Annotated in this window: 22 protein-coding genes and 3 pseudogenes; 11 read left to right on the forward strand and 14 right to left on the reverse strand. The window is 49.0% G+C overall.

Annotation, left to right across the window (positions count from 1 at the left end):
- A pseudogene (locus AC5JMP_RS19660) lies at window positions 1–262 on the reverse strand (ISNCY family transposase); the annotation flags it as partial.
- A 358-nt stretch (window positions 263–620) separates the two neighbouring features.
- Window positions 621–746: a hypothetical protein gene (locus AC5JMP_RS19665; RefSeq protein ID WP_495853183.1), complete on the reverse strand. Its 126-nt coding sequence runs from the start codon at window positions 744–746 to the stop codon at window positions 621–623.
- Window positions 747–856: 110 nt separating this feature from the next.
- On the opposite strand from AC5JMP_RS19665, the gene AC5JMP_RS19670 reads away from it, so the two are divergent.
- The 3 genes from AC5JMP_RS19670 (at window position 857) to AC5JMP_RS19680 (ending at window position 3,751) form a co-directional block, all read left to right on the forward strand.
- Window positions 857–1,369 (forward strand): outer membrane beta-barrel protein, encoded by a 513-nt coding sequence (locus AC5JMP_RS19670; protein WP_495853184.1) that lies wholly within the window; start codon window positions 857–859, stop codon window positions 1,367–1,369.
- Between the two features lie 298 nt (window positions 1,370–1,667).
- Window positions 1,668–3,143 (forward strand): signal recognition particle protein, encoded by a 1,476-nt coding sequence (ffh, locus tag AC5JMP_RS19675; protein ID WP_495853185.1) that lies wholly within the window; start codon window positions 1,668–1,670, stop codon window positions 3,141–3,143.
- A 203-nt stretch (window positions 3,144–3,346) separates the two neighbouring features.
- Window positions 3,347–3,751, forward strand: coding sequence for a hypothetical protein (locus AC5JMP_RS19680; RefSeq protein WP_495853186.1), 405 nt, complete (start codon window positions 3,347–3,349; stop codon window positions 3,749–3,751).
- A gap of 215 nt (window positions 3,752–3,966) precedes the next feature.
- Here the strand turns inward: AC5JMP_RS19680 and crcB are convergent, their stop codons facing one another.
- From crcB to AC5JMP_RS19695, 3 genes are all read right to left on the reverse strand, one after another.
- On the reverse strand, window positions 3,967–4,422 hold the full coding sequence (gene crcB, locus AC5JMP_RS19685; protein ID WP_495853187.1) for a fluoride efflux transporter CrcB: 456 nt from the start codon (window positions 4,420–4,422) through the stop codon (window positions 3,967–3,969).
- Between the two features lie 116 nt (window positions 4,423–4,538).
- Window positions 4,539–5,627, reverse strand: coding sequence for a tetratricopeptide repeat protein (locus AC5JMP_RS19690; RefSeq protein ID WP_495853188.1), 1,089 nt, complete (start codon window positions 5,625–5,627; stop codon window positions 4,539–4,541).
- 144 nt (window positions 5,628–5,771) lie between these two features.
- On the reverse strand, window positions 5,772–6,542 hold the full coding sequence (locus AC5JMP_RS19695; RefSeq protein ID WP_495853189.1) for a 16S rRNA (uracil(1498)-N(3))-methyltransferase: 771 nt from the start codon (window positions 6,540–6,542) through the stop codon (window positions 5,772–5,774).
- Between the two features lie 266 nt (window positions 6,543–6,808).
- On the opposite strand from AC5JMP_RS19695, the gene AC5JMP_RS19700 reads away from it, so the two are divergent.
- From AC5JMP_RS19700 to AC5JMP_RS19715, 4 genes are all read left to right on the forward strand, one after another.
- The gene (locus AC5JMP_RS19700; RefSeq protein WP_495853204.1) at window positions 6,809–7,006 is read left to right on the forward strand and encodes a photosystem II protein, Psb35-related; all 198 of its coding nucleotides are present in this window, start codon (window positions 6,809–6,811) and stop codon (window positions 7,004–7,006) included.
- A 156-nt stretch (window positions 7,007–7,162) separates the two neighbouring features.
- Window positions 7,163–7,384 (forward strand): hypothetical protein, encoded by a 222-nt coding sequence (locus AC5JMP_RS19705; RefSeq protein ID WP_495853190.1) that lies wholly within the window; start codon window positions 7,163–7,165, stop codon window positions 7,382–7,384.
- 270 nt (window positions 7,385–7,654) lie between these two features.
- Window positions 7,655–8,224 carry a DUF421 domain-containing protein gene (locus AC5JMP_RS19710; RefSeq protein ID WP_495853191.1) on the forward strand — a complete coding sequence of 190 codons (570 nt, stop codon included), beginning with the start codon at window positions 7,655–7,657 and terminating at the stop codon, window positions 8,222–8,224.
- Between the two features lie 153 nt (window positions 8,225–8,377).
- On the forward strand, window positions 8,378–8,551 hold the full coding sequence (locus AC5JMP_RS19715) for a hypothetical protein (protein WP_495853192.1): 174 nt from the start codon (window positions 8,378–8,380) through the stop codon (window positions 8,549–8,551).
- A 32-nt stretch (window positions 8,552–8,583) separates the two neighbouring features.
- On the opposite strand, the gene AC5JMP_RS19720 is transcribed toward AC5JMP_RS19715, so the two are convergent.
- Complete coding sequence (locus tag AC5JMP_RS19720; protein ID WP_495853193.1) at window positions 8,584–9,597, reverse strand: lysozyme; 1,014 nt, start codon at window positions 9,595–9,597, stop codon at window positions 8,584–8,586.
- 108 nt (window positions 9,598–9,705) lie between these two features.
- A complete protein-coding gene (locus AC5JMP_RS19725; RefSeq protein ID WP_495853194.1) occupies window positions 9,706–10,797 on the reverse strand; it encodes a pentapeptide repeat-containing protein in 1,092 nt (363 codons plus the stop codon).
- A gap of 527 nt (window positions 10,798–11,324) precedes the next feature.
- Here AC5JMP_RS19725 and AC5JMP_RS19730 point away from each other — a divergent pair.
- Both AC5JMP_RS19730 and AC5JMP_RS19735 read left to right on the forward strand, forming a co-directional pair.
- Window positions 11,325–13,169, forward strand: a complete 1,845-nt coding sequence (locus tag AC5JMP_RS19730; protein WP_495853195.1) for an SLBB domain-containing protein — start codon at window positions 11,325–11,327, stop codon at window positions 13,167–13,169.
- 66 nt (window positions 13,170–13,235) lie between these two features.
- Window positions 13,236–13,757 (forward strand): GAF domain-containing protein, encoded by a 522-nt coding sequence (locus AC5JMP_RS19735; RefSeq protein WP_495853196.1) that lies wholly within the window; start codon window positions 13,236–13,238, stop codon window positions 13,755–13,757.
- A 117-nt stretch (window positions 13,758–13,874) separates the two neighbouring features.
- Here AC5JMP_RS19735 and AC5JMP_RS19740 read toward each other — a convergent pair whose 3' ends face one another.
- Entirely contained in the window at window positions 13,875–15,662 is a 1,788-nt protein-coding gene (locus tag AC5JMP_RS19740; RefSeq protein WP_495853197.1) for an ABC transporter ATP-binding protein, read from the reverse strand.
- 205 nt (window positions 15,663–15,867) lie between these two features.
- Here AC5JMP_RS19740 and AC5JMP_RS19745 point away from each other — a divergent pair, with 205 nt between their 5' ends.
- Window positions 15,868–16,431 carry a Uma2 family endonuclease gene (locus tag AC5JMP_RS19745; RefSeq protein WP_495853198.1) on the forward strand — a complete coding sequence of 188 codons (564 nt, stop codon included), beginning with the start codon at window positions 15,868–15,870 and terminating at the stop codon, window positions 16,429–16,431.
- A 145-nt stretch (window positions 16,432–16,576) separates the two neighbouring features.
- On the opposite strand, the gene AC5JMP_RS19750 is transcribed toward AC5JMP_RS19745, so the two are convergent.
- On the reverse strand, window positions 16,577–17,635 hold the full coding sequence (locus tag AC5JMP_RS19750; protein WP_495853199.1) for a CHAT domain-containing protein: 1,059 nt from the start codon (window positions 17,633–17,635) through the stop codon (window positions 16,577–16,579).
- A gap of 208 nt (window positions 17,636–17,843) precedes the next feature.
- Between AC5JMP_RS19750 and AC5JMP_RS19755 the strand changes: the two genes are divergently transcribed.
- Window positions 17,844–19,160: an acetamidase/formamidase family protein gene (locus AC5JMP_RS19755; protein ID WP_495853200.1), complete on the forward strand. Its 1,317-nt coding sequence runs from the start codon at window positions 17,844–17,846 to the stop codon at window positions 19,158–19,160.
- A 161-nt stretch (window positions 19,161–19,321) separates the two neighbouring features.
- Here AC5JMP_RS19755 and AC5JMP_RS19760 read toward each other — a convergent pair whose 3' ends face one another.
- The 5 genes and pseudogenes from AC5JMP_RS19760 to AC5JMP_RS19780 form a co-directional block, all read right to left on the reverse strand.
- Window positions 19,322–20,098 (reverse strand): N-formylglutamate amidohydrolase, encoded by a 777-nt coding sequence (locus tag AC5JMP_RS19760; protein WP_495853201.1) that lies wholly within the window; start codon window positions 20,096–20,098, stop codon window positions 19,322–19,324.
- A 73-nt stretch (window positions 20,099–20,171) separates the two neighbouring features.
- A pseudogene (locus AC5JMP_RS19765) lies at window positions 20,172–20,995 on the reverse strand (transposase family protein); the annotation flags it as partial.
- Window positions 20,991–21,089: pseudogene (locus AC5JMP_RS19770) on the reverse strand (IS1 family transposase); the annotation flags it as partial. The pseudogenes AC5JMP_RS19765 and AC5JMP_RS19770, both read right to left, overlap by 5 nt.
- A gap of 313 nt (window positions 21,090–21,402) precedes the next feature.
- Window positions 21,403–21,651 (reverse strand): helix-turn-helix domain-containing protein, encoded by a 249-nt coding sequence (locus AC5JMP_RS19775; protein ID WP_495853202.1) that lies wholly within the window; start codon window positions 21,649–21,651, stop codon window positions 21,403–21,405.
- Window positions 21,648–25,112, reverse strand: coding sequence for a bifunctional DNA primase/polymerase (locus AC5JMP_RS19780; RefSeq protein ID WP_495853203.1), 3,465 nt, complete (start codon window positions 25,110–25,112; stop codon window positions 21,648–21,650). The genes AC5JMP_RS19775 and AC5JMP_RS19780 overlap by 4 nt, the downstream gene beginning before the upstream one ends.
- Window positions 25,113–25,889: the final 777 nt, after the last annotated feature.

Raw genomic sequence — 25,889 nt, forward strand, 5'->3', positions numbered from 1 at the left:
TATTGCGGATTTGCGGCACAGTGGGTACCCGTATCATGCCAAACAAGCTCTGAGCATTGCTGGTGCCGTGATGGCTCTCCAGATGCCGTTGATACTCTAGAAACGATTCGCTTTGCATGAAAAACACTGAAAAAGCGGCTAAGACTGCATCCTTGAGGCTGTATTGAGTCGCGTTACTCGCTTGGCGTGGGTCTTTCATCGCAATAATCCCCCGATTCAGGTAGGCAATCAACGCCCCAAAACTCAGCTTCATTGGCTCCATCAAGTTTCTCTTTTGGAAGTCTCCTGATTCTCCTGCTTGCCCTTACCACCTGTCAAAATCTGAATTTGGAATTGCTGTAGACAGAGCCATGTCAATAACCACACTCAAGCTATTTTTTAGGAACTAGATATGTCTTTTGAAAGATTGATATGAACTTAGTGTGAACTAGCTATGTCACTTAAAACTCTTCACGAAATTACCGCCATTAAGTTCCTAAATCTGTGACAGTTCATGAACAGACCATTACCAGGTTAGACCCTTTTTACTCAAGCTATAACTAGAAGAACAGAGTTGAACGTATCGCATTCAAGCCTTTCATTTAAGTCAACAACTTCTAATCGCAAAGCTTCATTTATCACTAATCTCGATCGCCCATCCCGCCGTGAATTAAGCAAATTAAGCGGATGGCACAATCAGGATTTTGTAGCTGAAAGATAGTTGAAATTAACTGAGTTTGAATGCCGATCGAGCACGCTAGTTTCATTCTGCTTCTATTCAAGTTTAAGCAATGAGAAAAAGCGATCGTCAACCTAAAACTCTGATCTTAATCGCCTAGTTTCTATTCCCTTCAACGACACACAAAGGAAGTTCCTGATGAAATTCTCTCTAAAAGCTGCTGTGGTTTCTGCTTTTTCCGTTTTGGTTGCTTCTCCCTTGATCATGGCAGGTTCTGCATCCGCTCAAACTGCTCCTAACGGCATGTCGGGTAGCTACATCGGCGGCGGTGTTTCTGCTGGTGTGACCAACGACGCTACTGTGGGCGGCAACGTGCAGGTGCGGCTCAACTCCTCAGAGGCTCCCGTTTCCTTCCGAGGCGCGGCTCTAATCACGGGTGAAAGCACAGCGATCGTGCCCACCATTACCTATGATGCGGCGATCGCTCCCAACACCAACCTCTATGTGGGCGGCGGCTACTCCTTCGTCACTGACGAGAATGCAACCTCTCCGCTGGGCAACAAAGATGCTTTCGTGCTGACGGCAGGTGTAGAGACGGCTGTACAGCGTCACATCACCCTGTACAGCGATGTCAAAGTCGGTCTAGATGCGTTTGAAAACAATAACGATGTGGCTGTTGCGATCCAGGCAGGTGCGGCTTACCGCTTCTAGCCTTATTGCTTCTAGGCTTATCGCTTTCAACCGTTCGGGGCGACTGCTGAATCTAATTTAGCTAGCTGAGGGAGATTGTCGTTTCTTGCGAAACGACAATCTCCCTATTTTTGTAAAGCGGGCTGAATAAAAATACGCATCCCTTAGCCCCGATCGTAAGATGGTAGAGGGAAGCAGCCCTATAATAATTACTCGGCTACTGTAGTCTTTGGCTCTCAAAAGTCCTTGGCTCTCAAAAGTCTTTGGCTCTTAAAGAAAAGCTGCGGCTGCCCCAGAATGCGTTTAGAGAAAAGATCCTATGTTTGATGCCCTTGCCGATCGCCTCGACTCTGCCTGGAAACAGCTTCGAGGACAAAACAAAATCTCAGAATCGAACGTTCAGGAAGCTCTGCGAGAAGTACGTCGTGCCTTGCTGGAGGCAGATGTCAACCTCCAGGTGGTCAAAGATTTTGTTGCAGAGGTGCAAACAAAGGCGCTGGGTGCCGAGGTGATTTCGGGGGTTAACCCTAGCCAGCAATTTATCAAAATTGTCTATGACGAGCTGATGGCGGTGATGGGGGAAACCAATGTTCCTCTGGCAAATGCCGCGACGGCTCCCACCGTGGTGCTAATGGCAGGTCTGCAAGGGACGGGAAAAACCACCGCCACGGCAAAACTGGCATTACATTTGCGTAAGCTCGATCGCACGACCCTACTCGTTGCTACAGACGTTTATCGTCCGGCAGCGATCGACCAGCTAATCACCCTAGGCAAACAAATTAATGTGCCTGTGTTTGAGCTGGGTAAAGACGCTGACCCCGTAGAAATTGCCCGACAGGGCGTTGCAAAAGCCAAAGCCGACGGCATCGATACCGTGATTATTGACACGGCAGGGCGGCTACAAATCGACCAGACCATGATGTCAGAGCTGGCGCAGGTCAAAGCTGCCGTTCAGCCCCACGAGGTCTTACTGGTGGTGGATGCCATGACGGGGCAAGAAGCCGCCAACCTAACGCGCACGTTCCATGAGCAGATCGGCATTACAGGAGCCATCCTCACCAAAATGGATGGCGACACGCGCGGCGGTGCAGCGCTCTCGGTGCGGCGAATTTCGGGACAGCCTATCAAGTTTATTGGCGTAGGCGAAAAAGTGGAGGCATTGCAGCCTTTCTATCCCGATCGCATGGCATCCCGAATTCTGGGCATGGGCGATGTCTTGACGCTGGTAGAAAAAGCGCAAGAAGAGGTCGATTTGTCCCAGGCAGAGGAGCTTCAGGAGAAAATCCTCACGGCAAAGTTTGACTTTACCGACTTCCTGAAACAAACTCGCCTGATGAAAAACATGGGATCACTGGCGGGGATCGTTAAGCTGATTCCCGGCATGGGCAACAAAATTTCTGAAGAACAGCTTCAGCAGGGCGAATCCCAAATGAAGCGGGTCGAGGCGATGATTAACTCCATGACTTTGGAAGAGCGGCGCAACCCTGACTTGCTCTCTAGCTCTCCTAGCCGCCGTAAGCGTATCGCGAGTGGAGCGGGCTACAAGCTAGATGATGTCAGCAAACTCGTGTCCGATTTTCAAAAAATGCGGACAATGATGCAGCAGATGGGGCAAGGCAATTTTCCGGGTATGGGGGGCGGCATGGGCGGTCTAGGCGACCTGTTTGGCGGTGGCGCTCCGGCAATGGGTGGTGGACGCAACGCTCCCCCTCCAGGATGGCGCGGTCATCAGACTCCAGTCTCTTCTAAGAAAAAGAAAAAAGACAAGAAAAAGAAGGGGTTTGGCTCACTTTAGGGTGGTCTTGAGCTGAGTCAGTAGCTGAGTCAGTTTGCGACACTCAACTCGTGATAGGCTCAGATGCAGGGCTGTTTGTGGTTCTCTCTGCTCTGAGACGACTTAGACGACTTGGGCACAGAGAATTTTCGCTGAGCTTGCTATGTTTTTGACTCGCTGTTTTTTGATTTTATAAAAGTATCCGGTTGGGGGCGATCGCAATCATGATTCTCAAACGTTTGGGCATTGGTAAAAAATCTGAATATTTTCTGGAAGCAGAGCCGCTTTCCTCTGAAGAGATACAGGCGCATACAGAAGCTGAGGCCGTGAAGCCTGCCGCTGCTGTGTTGGCTGAGCCTGTCCCTGAGCTTAGTCCGAGGGAGGCTAAGTCTGTCGAACCCAAGCAAAAGAAATCTAAAAAATCTAAGGCTGGTGATTCAGCCGCTTCACCTAGCGCTGCGGCTGAACCCAAGGCGGCTCCTGCGCCCAAGGCTGCACCTAAGCCCGAACCTGCCGTGGTGAATTTTGCAACAGACTATTTGATGCAAGCTAACACGCCACGCCGTCGTCCAGGTCCTAGCCTCAACATGTTCAAAGACATGGCGAAGCAGGTTAATCCTCGCAAGTAAGTCTCAGTAGATTGCAAAGCTCACAATTGATCCCCCCAACCTCCTTTAAAAGGGGGCTTCAGAACTCAAAGTACCCCCTTTAAAAGGGGGATCTAGGGGGATCAGACACAGGTATTTTTAGCGTGAGCATTGGTTTGAGATCTACTGAGTCTAGGGCGATCGAATTTTGCAGAGGCATGGAACTCCATGCCTCTTTTCTATGTGATTTGTGCAATTCAGGACAGCCGCTTTGCCAGAAAACTGCCAACTTCTAAGCTAATCACGCCCAAAACAGCGCTGCCAGCCCAATAGAACAATCCATATCCAAAGGTGCCGTTACGAAACAGTGTGTCCGTATCCAGGGCATAGGTCGAAAAGGTCGTGTAGGAACCCAAAAAGCCCACGGCAATGAGCAGACGCAAATCGGGAGAGGCGATCGCTCGCTCCAGCGTCAGGGTGACAAAGAATCCCATGGCTAGCGCCCCCGTCAGGTTGATCAAAAAAGTGCCGAAGGGAAAGCCAGCTCCTAGCCAGCGGGTGAACCAGAGATTGAGGTAATAGCGACACAGCGCCCCTGGAACCGCTCCGAGCGCGATCGCCAGAGGGGCACGAATGGCGGGATCGATCGAAACTAAAAGACCTAGAATCTTGCTCAGCCCCGCCCAGACAGAATTGAGTAAACTCGCTAACACCTGCAACTCCTGGAAAGATGGGTTTTAGAAATGTTTTAGATTCGCTGTTTATTTTTGAGCGGTGCGCTCTGCGCACCGCTCAAAAATAAACGATTTGAACTGTGACTGGAGAGAATCTAGAGCGATCGCTCAAAAACCAGCCCGCTATAGAGCTGAAAAGCCGTGTCCCAATGAGTCGGGGCTTTGCGAAACAAATCGATATGGGCAGGGAAATCTTTGACGAGATCCAGATGTTCTAGTGCTGTCTCAGCAAAGGGCGTAAAGTCTGACTGAATGGGCATCGTCGTCGATCGCTCTTTCAAAAAGTCGGTGAGTTGGTTCCAGCGAATCCGCAAAGTTGCTTGAATAGCCGAGAGTTCGCCATCTTGACTGGCATCAAACACCACTCCGTTTTGAAACTGATAGGCACGATCGCAAAATCGCAAAATGCAGTTTCGCTGGGGCAGATGCAGATCGACAACCTGGGCGTAATCTTGGGTTTCTTCGCGGTGGGTTAGCTTGTTGCGAATGCCCACATCCACGACATCTTCAAAAATGGGCAGTAGCCCCTCAACCCGATTCGCTACTTCTGACCAAGCAAAGGTGAGAGAGCCGAGTTGATCGGTTTCATTTTTGCAAAGAACAGTTGGCTGGGGCGAAGCTGCCTGAAAATACTGCACTCGAAACACCCGAATTTTTTGGATATCTGCCAGCGAAACCCAAAACGCAGGAATGTTAGCCTTTTGCAGCTCTTGACCATATAGCCCCAATTCTCCGAGAGCACCCGTCCGATAAAGTCGCCAGCCGCGACTGGGCAAAATCATTCGCGCCATGTAGGCATCGAGCTTCATGATCTGGGCAAAACTTTGAGCCGCCTCTGCCTTAGCTTCTGCCGCGATCGGCTCCAAAACCAGAAACCCGACCCCAGCACTAGCCGGATCGGCAGTGGCTTGGGCGATCGCTTCCTGCCGCTGCGTCTTGACCTCAGTCTCAATTCGCTGAAGCCCCTCGCGCGCCTGAGCCGAGACTTTGGGATTGGTCGTTTCCTGCAAAAGCTGACGATAGGCGATCGTCGCGGCTTCCCACTTACCCGAAACTTCCTGAAGCCGCGCGATATACAGTCTGACCCACACATTGTCTGGAGACTGCTGGCGAAGTTGTTTCAAGAGCTGGGCAGCAGTTTTGTAATCCTGGCGATCGAAAGCAGCGGCAACCTGGTCAATCATATTTTGGACTTCAGATCTTTGCGATCCATACCTTTTGTTTAGACTTACTTTACCCAGACTCAGGAGGCTTGGAAAGGTTTGGCGTTGATTTGTATAGCTGTCGCCAGTTTGCTTAGGACATTTAGGGTGGGGTGCTTCGCGCCCCTAACCGCCAAGGCGGTTGCCATAGGCTGATTCGGATGCTGATTCAAATACGGAAGCAATCAGCGTCAGCGCTGCCAAAGGAGCCGTGACCGCGCGTAAAATTCTTGCCCCCAGAGAGACAGGCTGATAGCCTACCGCGATCGCTGCCTCAATTTCTGCCTCCGTCCAGCCGCCCTCACAGCCTGTAGCGATCGTGATAGCAGACGCAGTTGCCGACTCCCGACTCCCGACTTCCAAACAGGTCAGCAAATGCGATCGCGCTCCCCGCTCTGCGCAGAGGTAACAAATCGAGTGCTGCGCGTTCCAAATTTGCAAAGCTTCCCCCCAAGCCTGAGGCGACTGAATCTCCGGAACGATCAGCCGTTCACACTGCTCGGCGGCTTCTTGAGCGATGCGCTGCCAGCGATCGAGTTTTTGAGGACTGGGCTTGAGAACCGTACGATCGCTCAAAATCGGCACAATGCGATCGACTCCAAGCTCGGTGGCTTGCCGCACGACGTCATCCATCCCGTTTTTGGGCAGCGCCATGAGCAATGTTACAGAAATAGGCAGCTCGGTCTGGGCTTGAATGGGTTCCAGAATTTCTACAGTTGAGACATCGGCAGTCAGAGCCGCTAGCCAGCCCTGCCCAAAGCCGTTTATGGCAATGAATCGATCGCCCGATCGCAGTCTCAGCACACGTCCCAAGTAATGCTGCTGGGGAAGCGTTAAGGTAATCTGCTGAGCCAAAATCTGTTCTGGGGCGACAACTAAGCGTTGAAGTTGAGCCATGAGCTAAGTGACTTAAGACTCCTGGAAAGGACATTCTCTAGCATTCTTAAAAAAACACTGCAACAATTGTTGCGGTTTTGTAACAGTTAATGTTATGTTTCTTTACATAAGGTTAAGGAAAGCGTCAGACCCTCCGCACCTTCTTGAGAAACCCAGTTTACAACTCTCCAACTGGGAATTTTCAGAGAGAAGCGGAAGGGCTTTGAATCTGCTTTTCAAAGAAGCAAAGATTACACAGATAAGGTTAAGAGGTACTTACTATGACAATGTTTATTCTTGCGTCTCTGTTTGTAGTGGGTTGGGTTGCTGTCGCTATCGTGGGCACTCAAGTCTATTTTCTAGGTGAGCAATCTAAGCCCATTCATGAGCGTAACTGGAATTCCGAGTCCTTTGAGGCGATCGCCGTATCGGTGACGGGTACTGAAGCTGACTACCGCACTCGCGTTCCAGGATATCGAGTTTAGTCACCCTAACCTCTAAAATTTCAGCGGTTCCAAAAGCCAAAAGCTCCTAGTGGATTTATTCCTAGGGGTTTTTCTGTTGAGAGTCGATAGCTGACGCTGTTAATCAACAATTTATAGTACAATTGTTCTATTGTCAGCCCTATCCTCAAAAATTCTATGCCTCAGCAACTTCAGCTCTTCTCTGAAACGCTTTCATCTCAAGAGGATGCCACAGATCTTCTGCCAACTGATTTGTTGCTCAATGAGACTAGGCTTCTTTTTCGGCACCAGGGTTCCAATGCAGAGCTAATCGAACGTGTTTTGACCGCAATTAAGGCAATCCAGTCCCTCCGTGAAAAATCTGATGTTGGCGAGTCCACTGCCCCCATCGGTAGATAGTGCTTTAGAATTGCGCTCCTCTCAACTTCTTTCCTAGAGCGGGAGAAAGAGTTGAGAGGAGTATGGGTCAGTCAACCCATTGGTCAGCTATCCCAGAGATGCGGCTCCAAGAAATAAACAGATTGAGCAATGCCACAATTGAAATCTGGGTAGTCCTTAAGAGGTAAGGATTTTTAGTGGCGTGGGCAAAGCCCACGCCACTAAAAATCCTTACCTAAGTACCACTACCGAACTCTGAAATGCAGAATTTTCTTTGAGGACAATAGGGCAATGGGGCTTTTTCATGATTTATGGATATCCAATGTCTCAGTTTTAGAAAAGATAATTCGTCCCATACTGGTCTATTTTTTCCTGCTGATTGCACTACGGCTTGGTGGTAAGCGAGAACTCGGACAGATGACGGGCTTTGATCTAGTGGTGTTATTGATGCTCTCAAATGCCGTCCAAAACGCCATCATTGGGGACGACAACTCAGTTTCGGGAGGGCTGATTGGCGCAACGGCTCTGCTGATCACCAACTATGCTGTTGTCCGGTTGGCCTATCGGTATCCTAAAATTGAGCATCTCGTTGAAGGAAAATCAACGCTGTTGGTAAATAATGGTCGCATCCTTCATGAAAATCTAGACCGAGAAGTGATTACAGAGGCTGAACTACGGACAAATTTACGCCGCCAAGGGTTTGAAGATCTGGCGGATGTGAAAGCGGCAATTCTGGAGACGAGCGGTAGCCTGACCGTGGAGCGCCAAACCGCCGATCCTGAAAATAACTACCAGCGAGAAATCCTCGATCGCCTCAGTCGCATTGAATCCGCCCTCTACCAACAGCCTCATGCTCAGTAGATAAGTTCAGTAGATAGAAGTTGGCTTTAGGTTTATCGATCGCATCACCCGATCAGACTCTCCCATCGGGTGATGGCAATTCTTTCCCGATCAGCTCACACTTACTCTGTGAAGATAAGTAAAGACTCGCATCAATAGGGAGGTCACGTCAAAGTGAACCAAAATGAACGCGATCGAGAGCAACTAGAATCCGCCTGTGTGGCTATCAGTCAAATTTTGCGTGACTTGCTCGAAGAAGGCAAAATTGATGCCCTAGAATTTCTCAGCGCAGTCGGGCATTTACCCGTCAAACTCTCTGAGCTAAATCCTCACAAATGGACTTTTTAGGGGTTATAAACTAGATCATGCAAACTAGAGCACTACAAAAACGCAGTAAAATCTTGCCCTAGGAACAGTGCCCGCTCAGCCCGTCTGCGCCGAGTAAGACCTGGCAATTCGCCTCGATCGCCCCTATTCCACCGCAGAAGCTGATCGGCAGCGCCCTGAAAATCACCCCGATTGAGCAAACTCAACAGCGTTGATCCGCCCAGTGCCCCTTCGCCGACATTGTACGTAAATGATACCAATGCCGAGAACTGATCTTCATTGAGCGGAACTTTGACTAACTTCCTGACGGCATTTTCAAATCTTGTCAGATCGCGCTTCAAAAAGCTTTCAGCTTGGGCTTCAGTAATTCGCATTCCGGGCGATACCCCTGTGGTAGTGCCATAGCCGATCGTTAGTACGCCAACCGCATCAATGTAGGCCTCTAGCACCAGCCCTTCAAAAGACTTCAGTAGGTTTAAGCCCTTGGCATTAATTTGACCCGATGCTGGAGCGGGATTGCTGAGGGCGATCGCCTTTCCATCTTTGAGGATGCGTACCGCAGGACGATAGACATACCAGGTATTGCGACCCTTGAAAAATATCTGTTTGCCTTGAGCATCTAAGCCAAAGGTCAGCTTAATGTGGTCATTCTCGACCCAGTCATAGCTAGACAGGGGCAGAACTTTACCAGCGCTCACCAGCTGCTTTTGCTCGCTCGACAGAGCTGAGCCTTGTACCGCACTGACTTTTAGCCAGGTATCCAGCACCGTCTGAACGGTATAGACTGGCGCAGGTTTTGGTGCTGCGATCGGCTGTCCGTTTCTGAGGAGCTGAACCGCTGAAAGATAGACATACCAAGTATTGCGACCCTTGAAAAATATCTGTTTGCCTTGGGCATCAGCTCCCAAAGTGAACTTGATATGATCAGTTCCCACTAACTCAAAGCCTGACATGGGTAAAGTTGTGCCTGCGCTCACAAATTGTTTCTGGCTATCCGGTAATGCCGAACCTTGAGCCGTGCTGATCTTGAGCCAAGTGTCCAAAACGGTCTTTACTGCGTAAGCCATAGTCTCAGTTGCGTGCGTCACAGTCCTAATAGTACCCGTGTCGAAAGGTTAGGGTCTAGTATTCCCAGAGCGCCCAGAGGTATAACCCAGAGGCTCAACAATGCACTTTCATCGACTTCGGAGGCTAGAGCCTGGAAAATCGTCTAAGATAGCGCCTCTGGCTTTGAGGTTGCTGCGATCGCCCAGGGTCAAGCCTAGATTATTGCCAAACTTTGCCCCCTTCACCAGTACGACGCTGAAATCAACCTGGCTGACATTAACCCCGTTTAAGGTCGCCTCTCGAAAGTCGGCACCATCTAAATCAGCTCCCCGCAGATTGGCGCCGTTGAGCCTTGCCCCGCTGAGGTTTGCCCAGCTCAAATTGGCACCGCCTAAATTAGCCCGACTCAGCTTTGCCCATCTGAGGTCAGCAGCACTCAGGTTAGCCCCTTCTAGCAAGGCTTCTCGTAAATCTGCGCCGTTCAAATCCACATTGCTTAAATCAACCTGACTCAAGTTTGCGCCTCGTAAAATGGCTTCCCGCAGATCGGTATCGCGCAAATTTGCCCCTCTAAAATCAACATGGCTAAGATTAGCTCCCCGCAGGATACAGCCGCGCAAATCGCTGTTTTGCAAATCGGCGCTGGTGAGGTTGGCATCGCGGAAGTCAGCGCGACTGAGGTTAGCCTGACTGAGGCGAGTTCCGCTCAAATTGGCATCACTCAAATCAACTCGACTAAGAACCGCCCAGAGAATAAAGGCAACATTGGGATTGAGCCAAATAATCAGGCTGCCATTGGTACGCGAACCAATTAAAATTGCCCAAACCCAGATCGCCCAAATTAGCGCAACACCCACTAGAACAGTATTTCTGAGGCTACCTGTGCGCAAATCAGAGTAATGGAAACTCGCCTCTCGTAAATTAATCCAAACTAAAATTGTCCAGAGCAGATTTGCCCAGATGAGGATAACGCCCACTGCACCCGCTTCAGGAAGAGAAGTCCAGAGCAGAATAGACCAGAAAAAATTTGCCCAGAGGATGAGTGTGCCAATGAGATCTGCCCGACTTAGATCAATGCCGCCGAGGTCAGCGCCGCTAAAATTCTTCTCGCTTAACCAAACTTTGAGTCGGACTTGTAACCCGACAAATAGCCGCCACCGATACGATTTTTGGTGAGGAGCCGTATGAGTATGCGAGGGCTGGAATTTAGGCAGAGTCATGAGAGCTAGGGCTGAAGAATGCAAGTAAAAAGAACGCCGTTTGTATCCTAGAGCATTTAGGAATTGCTTCTACCTTACTGAAATATAAGGTTGATGTCGAAGAGACGCTTCTGCCGATCGCCCCTCCAAAAATCTAAGGTAGTGGTATTCAGGTCGTGATTGTTTGCTGTAAGAGCTTTGCCCCCATAACAAACAATCATTACCCTAGACCATTAAATAAAGACTATTAAAACTGGTGATGAAAGGCGATCGCGCAAGGTTTATCTTGCCATTCTTCTTGCAAATAGGCATCCTGATTGGCAAGCCCTCGCGAGGATTAAGAGACGCGGATCAAATGCTTTTCACAAGCTCAGTGAAGAGACTGTAAAGCGCTTGTGAAGCAAACTTCAGACGACTTATTCCGGATTGGTATGAAAAAACAGGTATCAGTGATTAGTCTTGATGATCTACCTAGATAGCGATGAGTGAATCCTCAATAGATTCAATTTCAACCGCTTTTCTTGCACTATACTTTACTGATTCTGGCTATGCAAACCAGCTCTATCCGCACTTCCGCAATTGCCCTCTGCGCTTTGGCCGGTCTGACCGCCTGCGAACAGAATAATTTGATTAGTCAGCCCAATTCTCTCCCTGATTTAGACTCAGAGACAAGTACCTCTGCTAAGGAAGAGGCTGCTAGAGATGGAGCTGCGTCTGCACTGGCGGCAACTCAGCTAGCCACCCAGGGCAATCGTCCTGAAACCCTCAAGCCGGAATCAACTCGCATTAAGACTTCTTTGGGAAGCGTACCCACGTTAAACTCTCGCCGATATCTGCCTCTGCCTCGGACTCAAGCCGTCTTGCCACGTCTGAATTTGGCACCTGCGATTGTACCGCAATCGACCTGGAAGCCGCCTGCTAGCCTTGGCATGGTTACCCAGATGCCCACCCTGCCTACAGCATCTGCTACCCGCCAGCCCGGACTAATGGCAGCGACTCCGAGCCAACTTGGAGCAACCAACCCAGCGCTTGCTAGTTTAGGCAATGGCGCTAGTCCTGCCGCCACCGCCAGCCTTGCCTCACCTCAGCCTGTCGGATCTCAGCCTGTCGTAGCAGATATAGCCGATGTGCAAGATCACTGGTCACAGCCGATCGTCGCGGCGTTGCTCAACGCCAACATTGTCCAAGGCTTCGCAGACGGCACCTTCCGCCCTGATGCACCCATTACACAGGATCAGTTTGTGGGCATGGTGCAACGTGCCTTCCCCGATGAGGCAATTAGCTCAGACGCAGTCCGTCTTCGCCCCGGCATGACCCGCGCTGAAGCTGCGAAAGTTGTCTATCAAGCGCTGGCTGAGCAGGGAAGAGTGGCTCCTCTAGCAACCTTGGTGGCATCTCAAAGTCAGCCGTTGGAGTCAGGGCAGGTCACGGCAGGGCAAGTAACGAATGGAGAGCAAAGCGCAGGGCAAAGCAATCCGTCGATCGCGACTTCTACTGCGCAACCGGATCAAACGGCAGTTGCAGCCTTTCCATCTCCCTCTCCGCAACCTGTAGGTAATGTGCCCATGAGTGACGCACCTGCAAGTGATGTGCCTGCAAGTGATGCGCCTGTGGCGGCTACTAATGAGGGCGGAACCTCGCTCCGTTCAGAAATTGCTCAACCGATGCTTCAGGCAGCCGTTCTTGCGGCTGAGGCTATGCAGCCAAATCTTGCGGATGCTAATGCTTCTGTCTCTGCGGATTCTAATCGGTCGAGTCCAGGAGTCAGCGTAGCGGTGATGGGTGAAGTTTCTCGTCCCGGAGGCTACAGCCTTGTGGGGACTGACAACAAGCCTACGCTGATTCAAGCTATTCAGATGGCAGGTGGCGTTACTGCTACCGCAAACATTCGCCAGATTCAAGTACGTCGAGCGGGTGCTATCTTGACCGTTGATCTGTGGCAGGTTTTGCAGACGGGAGACTTAGACCAAGATTTGGCGCTGCAATCGGGGGATACGATCGCCATTCCTAGAGCCGCTGATCTGGCGGTAGAAGGCAGCGCATTAAGCTCCGAAGCGCTCGATCGCATTCAGGTGAGCGTAGTCGGTGAAGTGAATAAGCCGGGTGTGTTAGAACTGCCGCCTAACGCTCTGGCGAATCAGGCGATCATGGCATCAGGTGGTTTTAATCGCCAAGCCCAAAAAGCAGATCTGATTCGGCTCAATGCCAACGGCACGATCGTCCGTCGGGCTATTGCCATAGACGTGGCTCAGGGCGCAAATGATGTCACCAATCCACGTTTACAAAATAATGATGTCATTTTGGTTCAACGCTCAAGTAACATAGCGATCGCCGATCAATGGACGGCATTGAATCCGTTGATGAAAATCTTGCCAACTAGCACTGCATTTTAGGAGTACCGCCACACACGAAATATGGGATGATTTGTCTGCTCTGGAGTTTGTTCTAGAACAGAAGCAATGTTATCCCCAGATTTAGAAAAGATTTTCGCAACCCATAGCCAGCCAGAAGCAGTCTTCACAGCGCTTTTACCTGAAATCTGTGAGGCGCTGCAAACCGATCGCTGTTTCCTTCAGGTACGAAATCCAACTCAGCGGCTGTATCGCATTTTTTGCTGGCGACGCAGTTCGCAATTTCCGGATGTTGGCACCAAGACTTGGCAGCCGGAAGATCCTTGGGAAAAGGATGATCCGATGTTTGCAGCCGCTTTGCGATCGGATCCTTCTATCTTTGTGGAAGATGTGGAAACTGCCGCACCAGAGGTTTTGAACCTCAACTTTGAGAGAAATTTTGGGCATCGCGCTTTAGTTCACGCCCATATTTGCCAGAATGAGATGCTGTACGGGATTTTGCAGCCCTGTGTTTTTGCCCATCCGCGAGTTTGGAGTGAGGGCGATCGGGCGATCGTCGCTCAGTTGGTTGAAAGACTGCGACCCTGGGTTGTCCGATATGGAGAGACTGCCAGTAAACCAGAACACTAAGGATCATGTACAAAACAAAATCCAATAGTTTTTTGAAAGTGTCGCGCGGAGCGCGACACTTTCAAAAAACTATTACAGGTTAATTAATTTTTGATCCTAAGGCACGAATTTGAAGATTCAAGGTGCTGCGACGGCTGTACCGAGCTGTAGCGCATAGAGATTAGCATAGACTCCCTCTTGAGCCATCAGCTCAGCATGGGTGCCTTGTTCTGCAATTTGTCCCTGCTGGATCACCAAGACCTGATCGGCTTGAGCGACTGTGCTGAGGCGATGGGCAATCACAAAGCTAGTCCGACCTTGCAACAGACGGGCGATCGCTGACTGTACCAGTGCCTCTGTGCGAGTATCGATGCTGCTAGTCGCCTCATCCAGAATCAGAATGTGCGGATCAACCAGCACAGCCCTAGCAATGCTGACCAACTGCCGTTGTCCTTGGCTGAGGGGGGCACCCCGTTCGCCTAGCTGCGTTGCATAGCCCTGTGGCAGGGAGGTGATGAACTCATGCACATTTGCTAGCTGAGCCGCTGCCTCAATTTCGGCTTGGCTGGAGTTCGGTAAACCAAAGGCAATATTTTCAGCAACAGTGCCGCTAAACAAAATATTGTCTTGCAGCACAATGCCAATCTGACGGCGCAAGCTGTTCTGCGTGACGCGACGCACATCGATGCCGTCAATTTTGACTGCTCCTCCCGACACGTCATAAAACCGCAGAATCAAATTGATAATCGTACTTTTCCCGGCTCCTGTCGGCCCCACTAGCGCCACCATCTGACCTGGCTGGGCACACAGATTCACGCCTTTCAACACAAGCTGCCCAGATGTATAGCCAAACTCGACGTTCTCGAAAGTGACTTCGCCCTGAATCAAAGGCATTTCCGGAGCATTTGCCGCGTCTTTGAGCGCCGACGGCTCGTCTAATAGCTGAAAGATCCGCTCTAATCCAGCGAAGGCAGATTGTGCCTGCGTGTAAAACTGACTGAGAATCTGAATGGGGCGAAAGAACTGCTGAACATAGAGTAAGAAGGATGTGACCACACCAACCGTAACAGCTCCTGTAACGGCAAGATAGCCACCATACGCTAGCACCCCCGCAGTTGCCAGAGTGTTGAGAAAATCGATCGAGGGCAAGAAAGCAGCCGTAATGGCGACTGCCTGCACGTTAGCATCTCGGTTAGCGGCATTGAGGCTGTCGAATTCTTCGATGTTCATCTGCACGCGATTGAATGCCTGAGCCTCCCGAACGCTGGTAATATCTTCTTCCAGCTTTGCTGACAGCTTGCCGATCGTCTTGCGAGTCACGCGAAATCTGGCTCTTGCCCAGCGTGCAAATAGCCCTGTGGTGAAAATCATCAGCGGTACAGCTAAATTGCTGAGTAGACCCAACTGCAAATTAATCGCCAGCATGGCAATCACAATGCCCACTAAACTGAAGGCGTTACCCAGCATTTGAGCGATCGTCTGTCCAAATGCCTGATTGACGGTATTGACATCGTTCAGCAGCCGACTCATCAAGTCTCCCGCTTCACTGCGATCAAAAAAGCTAAGGGGCAAGCTCTGAATTTTGGCAAAAATATCTTGTCTAAGCTGCGCCAAAACTCGCTGCATAATCCAGCCGACGCGCAAAATCTGTCCTCGGATTGCCCAAACTCCGGCAAAATAGATGAGCGCTAGTCCGCCCAAGAGCTGCCATAGTCCCTGCAAATTTCCCTGAGCGATCACATGGTCAATTGACCAGCCTAAGAGGAAAGGCCCGATCGCCTGGGATGCTGCACCGATTGTGACTAAGGTGAGGGCGATCGGAATTTCTTTGCGGTAGGGTCGCAGATAGCCCAAGAAACGCCGCAGAGTAGGAATTTGCCGCGTCGCCTTTTGATCGGATGCCATCACAGGACCTGCAACTCTCATGCCTTCTCCTCAAAGCGACCTTGCTCTCGCACTCTACCAGCACTCGTACTCTACCAACATATAGAGCAGCAAGATGAGGTCATTGCAGAACTCATCAAGCGGGATGAGGCGATCGGCTGTTTCCATTCGCGATGTTGCCGATTCGTTTTCTGTAGAATAGCAGTCAGGGTAACGAGCCTAATGCTCCTCTTAAGAGAATCTCAAAATGGTACAGACTCCTCCTAAATCCCTTGCGCTAGAAGAGTTTTTACAGTTGCCAGAGACAGAACCCGCCAGTGAGTACATTGATGGGGTGATCATCCAGAAACCAATGCCACAAGGAGAACATAGCGCAATTCAAACTGAATTAGCGCCTGCAATCAACCGAGTCATAAAACCCAAGCAGGTTGCACGAGCTTTTACAGAGCTACGCTGTACTTTTGGTGGACGCTCAACTGTACCTGATATTGCTGTGTTTCTCTGGAGTAGAATTCCACGCAAGGAGAATGGTGGAGTCTCTAACGTTTTTTCAGTGGCTCCAGACTGGGCGATCGAAATTCTTTCACCCGACCAGAGCCAAACTAAAGTTACCAAAAATATTCTGCATTGTCTCAAGCATGGAACTCAAATGGGATGGCTGATTGATCCAGATGAACAATCTGTTTTTGTTTATCTACCGCATCACCCCACTGCTGTTTATGACGAACTGGGAATGCGGTTGCCAGCCCCAGAATTTGCCAAAGACTTTAATCTCACGGTAGAAGAGCTATTTGACTGGTTGATGGAGTAAGTTAAGTTAGAAGCCGTCTTAAGATATTTTCTCCCTGACAGGTTCCTGAAACCTCTGAACTCAGGAGGTTGCTTTTTCAATCCCGTTACTCAACAGCTAACTTTTGCGCCTCAACCAATAATATTCGCTGCCATTATGCTGCTTCCTACACTGAACCTCTGCCTTTCCGAATAAGAATAGGCGTTAAGTGTTCGGAAATACTCTCCAATCTGATTTGAACACACCCAAGCTTGTAAGCCTTCTCAATTGTACAACCTGCTCCTAGAGCTTGGTAAAAACCTATAGCAAAAGCTATAGCAGCATGATCACCAATTGCCTGATTCATTCCGATAACGTAATCGATATGTTTAGCAATAGCAACTGCTTGGATTTCTGAGTAGCAAGAATTCAGCAGAACACAATTTACTTGACCAGTGAATTGTTCAAATAGAGCTGCCAATGCGTCTGGCATTATTGGATGAATTTCTCCCGATCGATTTTCAAAGCATAGCGAACCACTTGCTGCACCATGACCTGAAAAATGTACAATATGTGGCTGTATATCCAATAATGCTTGACTTATATCTGTCGGTCGCACGGACGTTCTTTGAGCCAGTATAAATTTCTCTCGCAATCTGGCTCGTTGAAGTTTCTCTTGAATCTCTCTTGACTCCTCTCCAATTCTTAGCCGGGAAGCATTAGTTGGATCAGCCGACAAGAGAAGAATGGAAATTGTCTGAACCTTTTCAATACTGCTTATAGCCTTCTCAGATGATTGCTCTTCTTGAATCACGGCTTGCATAAGTCTCTCTGGAACTTTGGAGCAATCATTATATAGAGCCTGCTCTAATTGACTTGCCTCTATATCATTTATTAACTTCTGCATTTTCCAATGCTCCAATAGATCCAAAATCAGTTTCCCGACAATGTGATCCGACTCTTGATCCCAAAAAGCCCTTAGTCGATTAGCTTTAGAACCACTTGAGTAAGCATATTTATCATCGTATATATCAATATCTATACTCTCAATAACGAATTCTTTAAATGTCCTGTTTGAAAAATCAAGAACGTAGCCGCTGCCCATTTCTAGCAATTTTTCAATTTTTCTTTTTTCAATACTTGATAAATTCGACATTCTCAATAACACACTCAACTGTTTTAGAGCTGTAACCAGCCTAAAGATTAGTGCACGCAACCGTACTTTACAACCGAAGAGAGTAATCATTTAGGAATGACATCCACATAATGACCCAATTTAGGTAGATAAGTAGCATTTTCTCTACATAGTGTGGCAACTCAGGTGGATAGACTGAAATTTCCTACATATGCCTAGTTATAAGACAGCAAGTCTACCGTATGTAATACAAAGCACATTTTATGGGCACTGATTCCGATATCTGTGAATCTATTCATTTATTCACTGACTAAAGAGTATGCCAGAGCATTCTGACCCGCAGAGCCATCTCCATTCTTCATCTTGCCCTCATTGCGGTGCAAAAGGAGGTGCCTCAGCTCAGCTATCAGACTCAGTGGAGTTGGAAGAATCAGACAATCCTGCCCATCACCCCTCCCAGTTTCTCTCCAAACAGTCGCGGCGGGCTTTTCTGGCTTCATTGGGTGCAGCAACGGCTCTCAGCACCAACATGATCGGCTTTCTCCGCAATCCCCAGGAAGCCAAGGCACAAACTTTACAAGCTGCTGACTCAATTCGAGATGCGGGTAATATTCACATCCTCAAAGCCACGCCTGAAAACTGCTTCTGGGGCTTCTTTGATAAAGACCTGCCGCCCGTAATGACGATTGACTCTGGGGATATTGTCTATGTGGAAGCGTTGACCCATCATGCCGGAGATGCGCCCGATCTGCTAATGGATGATGGGGTCAGAGCCGTGTACGAAAAAGTGACCGATCGCGGGCCAGGGGTACACATCATGACGGGACCGATCGCCGTGCGGGGAGCTGAAGTGGGCGATACGCTGATGGTGCGTGTGCTCAAAACCCAGCCTCGCCTCGCCTATGGCAGCAACATTGCCGCCAACTGGGGCTATCTCTACGACAGCTTCAAAAAAGAGCGGATCACCATCTACAAGATCGATGCCGAAGCCAACCTGGCTGAACCTGCCTTTGCCTACGACTTCAAGGGCAGGCCTGTCTACGACACGCCAGGATTTATCACCGCTCCCGATGCCAGCGCGCGGGAAGTGATTAAAACCAAGGTGGCGATTCCCATGCGTCCGCACTTTGGCGTGATGGGGGTTGCGCCCCAAGAGAGTGGACGGATCAACAGCATTCCTCCCGGTGCTTTTGGGGGCAACATTGATAACTGGCGAAACGGAGCAGGGGCAACCATGTACTATCCTGTCTTCAATCGGGGGGCAAACTTCTATGTCGGTGATACCCACATGGCGCAGGGTGACGCGGAGCTATCTGGAACGGCGATCGAGGCTTCGATGAATGCCTATCTCCAGATCTTTGTAATCAAAGACTTTCCCATCACCAATCCGATCATGGAAACAGAAACCCATTGGATTACCCACGGCTTTAATGAAGATCTCAACAAAGCCATGCGCCAATCGGCAGATCAGATGCTCAGCTTCCTGCAAACCAAACGGAGCATGAGTGCCGATGAAGCCTACTCACTGATTTCTGTTGCTGTGGACTTCAGCGTGACGCAGGTTGTGGATATCCGGCGAGGCTGTCATGCTGCTCTGCCGAAAAATGTGTTCTTACCTGCTCCTTACTCAACATAGATCAAGTTGAGGATCAAGTTGGGAGGTGCGCCTCCCAACACAAAATTTATAGCTAGATTGAATCATGGGCGTTGCTGAATAGAGGTATGGCACGCGCTTGATCCAAATGAGTTATTTTTGGATCTAAGCGCGTAAAGCTACATGACTCATTGAGGTATAGATTACTCCTGAAGCAGGGCATCAACTATTAGCCGAAAGACCGCCTCAAATTGATGTTTTGCCCGATCGAACTCTGGTACGTTCCAATCTGGTACAAAAGCGTTATCTAGTTGTTTAGTATTTAGATATACCGGATAGCGAACTTCAACTTGCAACGCCTCTACTTGCGGCAGATCCCCATAGTGTTGGGTAATGTATCCACCGCTAAACACTTTATTGCGAACGACCTGATAGCCGTTTGAGCAAAAGGCATCCTCAATGATTGTGATGAAGCGATCGCCGCAGGTCTTACCATTGCCATTACCCAAGCAAATTTCATCCTCAATCAAGCCAAAGAAACTGTGCAAATCCAGTAGGTAAACTTTGCCAAATTGATCGATCGATTGATTCAGCAAGCATTGAAGCTGATGATGATAGGGATGATAATATTGCTCAACCCTCTGCTGAATTTCCGAATGAGAGGGAGGCGATTGATACAGAGATACGTTGAAGGCAGTATTTTCAGCAACTATCGATCGCCAGAAGTTCCCAAACAGCGGCGCTTCGGGCGATCGGTTGAGGTCAACGACGTAGCGGCTATGGGTGGCTTGCAGCACCGTAATTCCCAGACCTGGCAGGAAATCATAGAGCTTATCGAGATGCCAATCTTGATTAGGCAGATGAGATAGGTTTAGCTGCGTAGCAATTGCTTGGGGGACGAACAACCCGCTATGGGGCAAGTTCGCAATAATTGGAATAGCCTGAATAGTGGGCAAATGGAGCAAAAAAGGGGTTGTCATTACTGACCTGGTAGGGTGATGAATCAAATCATTACCGTGAATCACGACAAATTAAAATTAGACCTCTTGCAAACTATGCTAATTTAGCGTCCAGAGACAATTCAAAGTTGTACAAAGCTAGCAATTAAACTACAGCGCAGCCCATAGCGACGACGGTTACGATAGCGCTCAACCAGAATTCTAAAGATCTTAAAGCGGCGATTGACATGTTCAATCCCCATCCGTTCAACCGCAAGTTCGCGATTTTTGGCTTTGTCTGCTGCACTGAGAGAGCCACCCTTGGTTTTTTTAATCAGCAACCGACTGTTGGTATAGCGCTACGCGCTTAGATCCAATGAGTTATTTTTTGAGAGCCGCGCCCCATAGGGGCACTCAAAAAATAACTCGTCCTAACTCAATTACGTAGGGCTATATGCAAATTTTGGATGCATTGATACCCCTTATCTTGCAAACTTTCGGTCAGAGGATGTAGACGTACCCCTGAGGCTTGAAACAGCTTGAAATTGTGCCGACTGCCTTTGCCAAAAAACAGGAAAATCACCTCTTGGGTAGACGAGTCAATCAGAACTTGGCACTTGAGCGTATGCCGTTTTTTCTTGCCAGAATAGAACAACCGTTGACGCTGCTGGGGACGTTCAATGGAAGTCTCGGTGACATCTATGAGCACGACCTCTGGGCGACCAAAGCCCTGCACCAAGCGTTTCTTGCCTGCTAAGCGGAATTTCTCTGTCCTCGTCAAGTGGTCTTCAACCCAATGAACAATCCGGCAGACCGTCGATTCACTAATGCCCCATACTCTCGCCAATACTCCAGAGCAACCAGCACTCGATCCCCAAGATCAAGTTTGGGTTTGGCACCCGGTTTAGCCATTGCCCTCCACTCACGTTTGATTTTTTGAGCCAACAAAGGTTTCCAACTCATTCAGTTCCCCGACCCCAGGAATCGTCTCAGGTGAATAGGTATCTGGAAGCCGTTGCCCCACTTGTCCAACACAATCAATATCGCATTACGTAATTGAGTTAGGACGAGTTATTTTTTGAGTGCCCCTGTAGAGCGACAAATAATTTGTCGCTCTACAATCGCCAAGCCCGTGATGAGGATTGAACTCATGACCTCACCCTTACCAAGGTTGATTCTAGTACTGCAGAAACCAGAGATAATCAGGGTTTTCACGCTTGATGGTACTGGTATACCAATTGAATACCAATATGATCTATGTGAGGATGCGATCGCTCTTTGTGGAGTTGCTATCAACATGGCTATTTGGGCATCGGGGAATCTACCCGTACCAGATTGAAAGTTAGTTATGTGCGCTTCCGTTTTTGATTGCTAGGTAGAGTGGCTTGATAGGCTTCAATCGCTCGGAGATGAGCAATATAATCATGCCGATTCACCATCCAATCTAGGATTAGCTCTCTGTTGTAGAGGATTTTCTGTACTGGTTGAACGTAGTGGATGCCTAAATACCAGTGCTTCTCCCGGTATCGAGCGAGGGTACGCTCTCCCACTTTGAGGAATTCGCAGACTTCACGCTTGTCGATAAAGGTCATCATGCTACATCCCCTGCTTTAATCAGCACCAAATCTGACAAGGGAAGCAATCGCCTTGGTATACCAAATGTCCAGTCGGGGTGAGAAACAACTGCTTCACTGCCCTTGATCTCCTCCACAATTAAGGGTTTCTGCCCACAAATTTGTTTGTCAGAGTCAACATTCCCGGAGTAGCGAACTCGATCACCAGGAGCCAGAGTTCGCATTTGCACAGAAGCCATCCAGCGGGAATTCACCTCACGCTTTGATTCAGTATCGACCTCCTGTGTAGGAGTTACCTTTTCTGCGGTTACTGCGGTGACTGCGGTTACTTGGGTTTGAAACACTTGGTTTTTCGAGCTTTCTTCAGTAACTTCCTCCGGGTTACTTAGAGGCTTGTTCGACTCAGAAGAGGTTACGTCACTACTTGGACTGTTTGAGCCAGATGCAATCGCTTCGTCACTTTGTCCTGCCTCCCAGATCTGGCGAACTAAATCGTATGGGATCAGCAGGGCTTTACGGGTATCTATTTTCGGCGGCTTGGTTGGTGGGTTGTTGCCGCCCTCGCCTCGTTGGTGAGCTGCTGCTGATTTCAGGTACTCTATCCACTCCAACTTTGAGCCTACAAACTTAGCTGGTCTATTTGCCTCGCCGCCGTGCTCTTTGGCGAGGCTTGTGATCGATTGCTTCGAGTAGTTGACTGAGAATTTTCGAGCAAATTCTTCCCACACCTCGGTCATGCAGATAGCAAAATATTTTCCAGATTCGCGTTCAATAGTTGTGACATTCCATTCCCCGATCAAGGTTTGAGATTTAAGTGATTGGAGCTTCTCAAGAAAATCGCTTAAAGAATCCACATCACTATGAGCATCGTCAGCGGATGGGCAAAGATAATCAAGACAATATTGCAACGCATCAAATTCGACCTCTGCCAAATCACAGAATTTCTGAGTATAGTGTGTGACGATCGCTAAGTTGCGACTCATTCGAGCATGGGAGGAGCGGAGCTGCTTACTTATCCGATCCTCAAGTGCTGCAATATCGTCCCTGGAATAACCCAGTGAGATTAGCTGAGAGATACCTCCCGAAGCCTGCTTCATCGCCCGCCTCAGTGTCAAAAGGGAGCCTTTAGTCGGTTTCACCGCGAAGTAGAACTTGATAAGTCGTGACTCGACAGCGGCATTATCTTCCCCTACAGCAGGATTAGTGGTCACTAAAACAGCCGTATGTGGTACTTGTTCGTTCCCTCTGACTTTTCGAGCCGCCCCGTTATAGAGCTTCCAAAGATAATCATCTAACTTGTCTCTATCCTCTCGCTTCATTCCCTTCTTAATAGGGTCATCAAAAAATAGGACAATTCCACTGAGCGATTTGGCAAGCTCGTAGGCTACGCTTTCAGAGAATTTGGCAATTGGGTTGAACATCCCCACCAATGATGATGCAACACTAGCGGCTGTGGTTTTGCCACCGCCTGCATCGCCAAAGTTGCTGCACTGAGGGAAGCACGCCTCTTCTTGATAGATCTGCTGGCGGTGCAGCACGGCAGTTGCAAAGCCGCAGTTGAAAAGCACCAAGGGTAGAGTTTCAGGATGAAAGAATTCTTTGCAAACTGCCGTCAAATGCTTCAGAGCCGCTGGATTCTGAGGTGCAATCTTAGGAGAGGGAATTTTCTCGACTTCCCCTAGCGAAGGATTAAATACCCAACCTGATTCTTCTTCGGTCGTCAACTTTCCTGTGCTATTGAACTGGATATTCTCGAACACCCAAGTGCCGTCTTCCTGATGACCAATACGATCGATTAACTTATAGACGCGCCCGCCTCTGAGTAAATACTCATTAGTCCGAACATTTATCAAGCGCTGTAGGTCATCCAACTTCAGTAGACATGAAATGTTACATCCCAGCCCTTTTTTAAGGGCAGTCAGGCAGTCAGAAACTGTGTTTAGAGCGATTGAGGGAATAATCACTCTACTCTTAGTAATTTGCTCTGCTAGCAATCTCTCAACCGTTAGCACCAGCCCACCGCCGTCTTTCGACTCCAAAATACGATCGACGTGAAAATCAAAGTTTGCTTTTGGTTCAAACGCCTGAACCATATAGCCATCTACAATTTGCGTTCCCTCGTTGGTTTTGACTTTGACTTTGCTGGGAACGGCTCTGAACCCTGCGCTGAGCATCTGCTCTGGAATTTCACTTTCATCCTCAAACATCTTCATATTTTTCCAAACACCTAACTCATGGTTGTAGGATGCAGGGCAAGACCAGCGATTATTCTGCTTGAGTTCACTAGCGTTGTTCTCAGCCACCACTTTACTGCTGTCGCTCTCACCTCCTGGCTGCCGCTCATTTTGTTTCCTCTGCTTCTGGATGATGGTGCCTTTGAGCAGCTCTGGGCACTTCTCATCAAACGTCACTCGATCAAGCCTGCGAATCTTCAGCCAGCAGGCTTCTTGTTCGCCTTTGTACAATGCCGCAGGATGGCAATCCGTAGGACTGATAGTTTTCAGAATTCGCTCAACTCGATCGCTATCAATACCAAGCGCTTGACCCGCATAATGTGCCAAATCTTCAGGACTGCCGCTTACCGAAATGTTGTTGGACAGCGCCCACTGCTGCCAACCATGCCATTCCCGAATTGCTGTGGTTAGGGCCGCTGATCTATCCCCTGTGGCATCTTCTCCATTCAGAATGGCACGACTTTTAGGGTTGCCTAATTCTTCTAGGGCGAGGGAGCCGAGAACGGGCGAGGGAGGGCGATCGCTTCGACCACGAGGAGTTGGATGAGCGCTCTGCCGGGTACTACTGGGATAGATGCCAATCAATTCAAGGCTTTCGATCTTCACGGGTTCAGCTCGACGCATGTTGACGTAGAGCTTGCCAGATACGCCAATTGTTGGAGCCAGCACTGAGAAACTTCCTGTGGATTGTGCCTCGCCACGATGCCTGCCACTAGGTTCTAGAGCAAAGTTTTTGAATTGGGGTTTTTGAGCGCAACGAACAGCAAGCCGATACCCACCGCCTTGTGTTTGCTCCGACCAAGATTCCGTCAATTCAGGATGGGCTGTCAGAATGCTGTAAAACGCTTGATTACATTCATCTTGAGAGTCAAACTGCTTTCGGTCAAAGTCCAGCCATACCAAATCCTGCCACCCACCCAGTGTGCCAATACCATTGACAGGATTAGCAAACCAAGTTTGACACTCCACTTTTGTAGGAAGCCGATTTTGGTAGTCTTGATGCCTGACTAGGTGTGGCTCTCCTGCCGCATCAAGATAGCTTGGATTCTTTCCTGTATAGGCAGGGTTAGGCTTCAAGTCTTTGGTTAGCGGGCAATGCTGCCAAATTCCACGATCGCCTTTATCGCTGACAACACGGGGGTACTTGTATGGATTTTTAGCTGGAGCCACGGGAAGAGGCGGTAATTGAAGGCGAACTAACCAATCGATCACTTGTCCGCGCTCATCTATACAAGGTGGAACAGTCATTGCCCCACCTCCCGTTCCCGCAACACTTGTAGTTGAGCTTCGCTCACCCACTTCAGGAACCGATTACAATTCCCACATTTCAGTGAGGCAAGATGATGAGCCTTGCCCACGCCAATCTTTAAGTTCGTGGAATCACAATGTTGGCAGTTGCAGATCCCGCGCCATTTTTCTGCAAAGTTTGAAGTTAGTTGCTTGGCATCTTCGAGCCGAAGAGCGCTAAGCGACGCTGATACAGCTAATTCTTTAGATTGAGTGTAGCCAGAATCATCTGGCTGCCCGATCGCCTCACCTTTCCACGCTACCCAGAACCAGCGGGATCTCCTACTGGAGCCAACGATTGAAAATGTGAAGATGGAAGCAGGGCAAAAGCCCGTACCTGTCTGTGAACATGGCAATTTGCCATGCTCTAGCGTGTTCTTATTCATGCTATTCTTAGGTAGAGTTTAATTTTTACGTAAACAGTTTGAAAGAGTCACCCGTAAAGTCTCGTGTACGGTGACTTTTTATTTGTCGTAGTACCAAATTAATGTCATCGAGGTTGTGGTGTCTTCACCTTCTAACGATTAGCTTCGAGCGCGTACAGGGAACGGGCAAATTGCATCAACCTCAATCGCTGTAAGAATCAAGAAATCAAGCTTTCTTGATGATAAGGATTTGTCCAAATGCTGTTTAATGTGGCACTGTACAACCTATCTCCCAAACTTCGAGGAGAAAATAAGATCGGTAGTGCCCTGAAGGGCAGGATAGAATAGGGAATGGCACTAATAAAGTTTTGAG

Source organism: Drouetiella sp. (genome assembly GCF_059504425.1).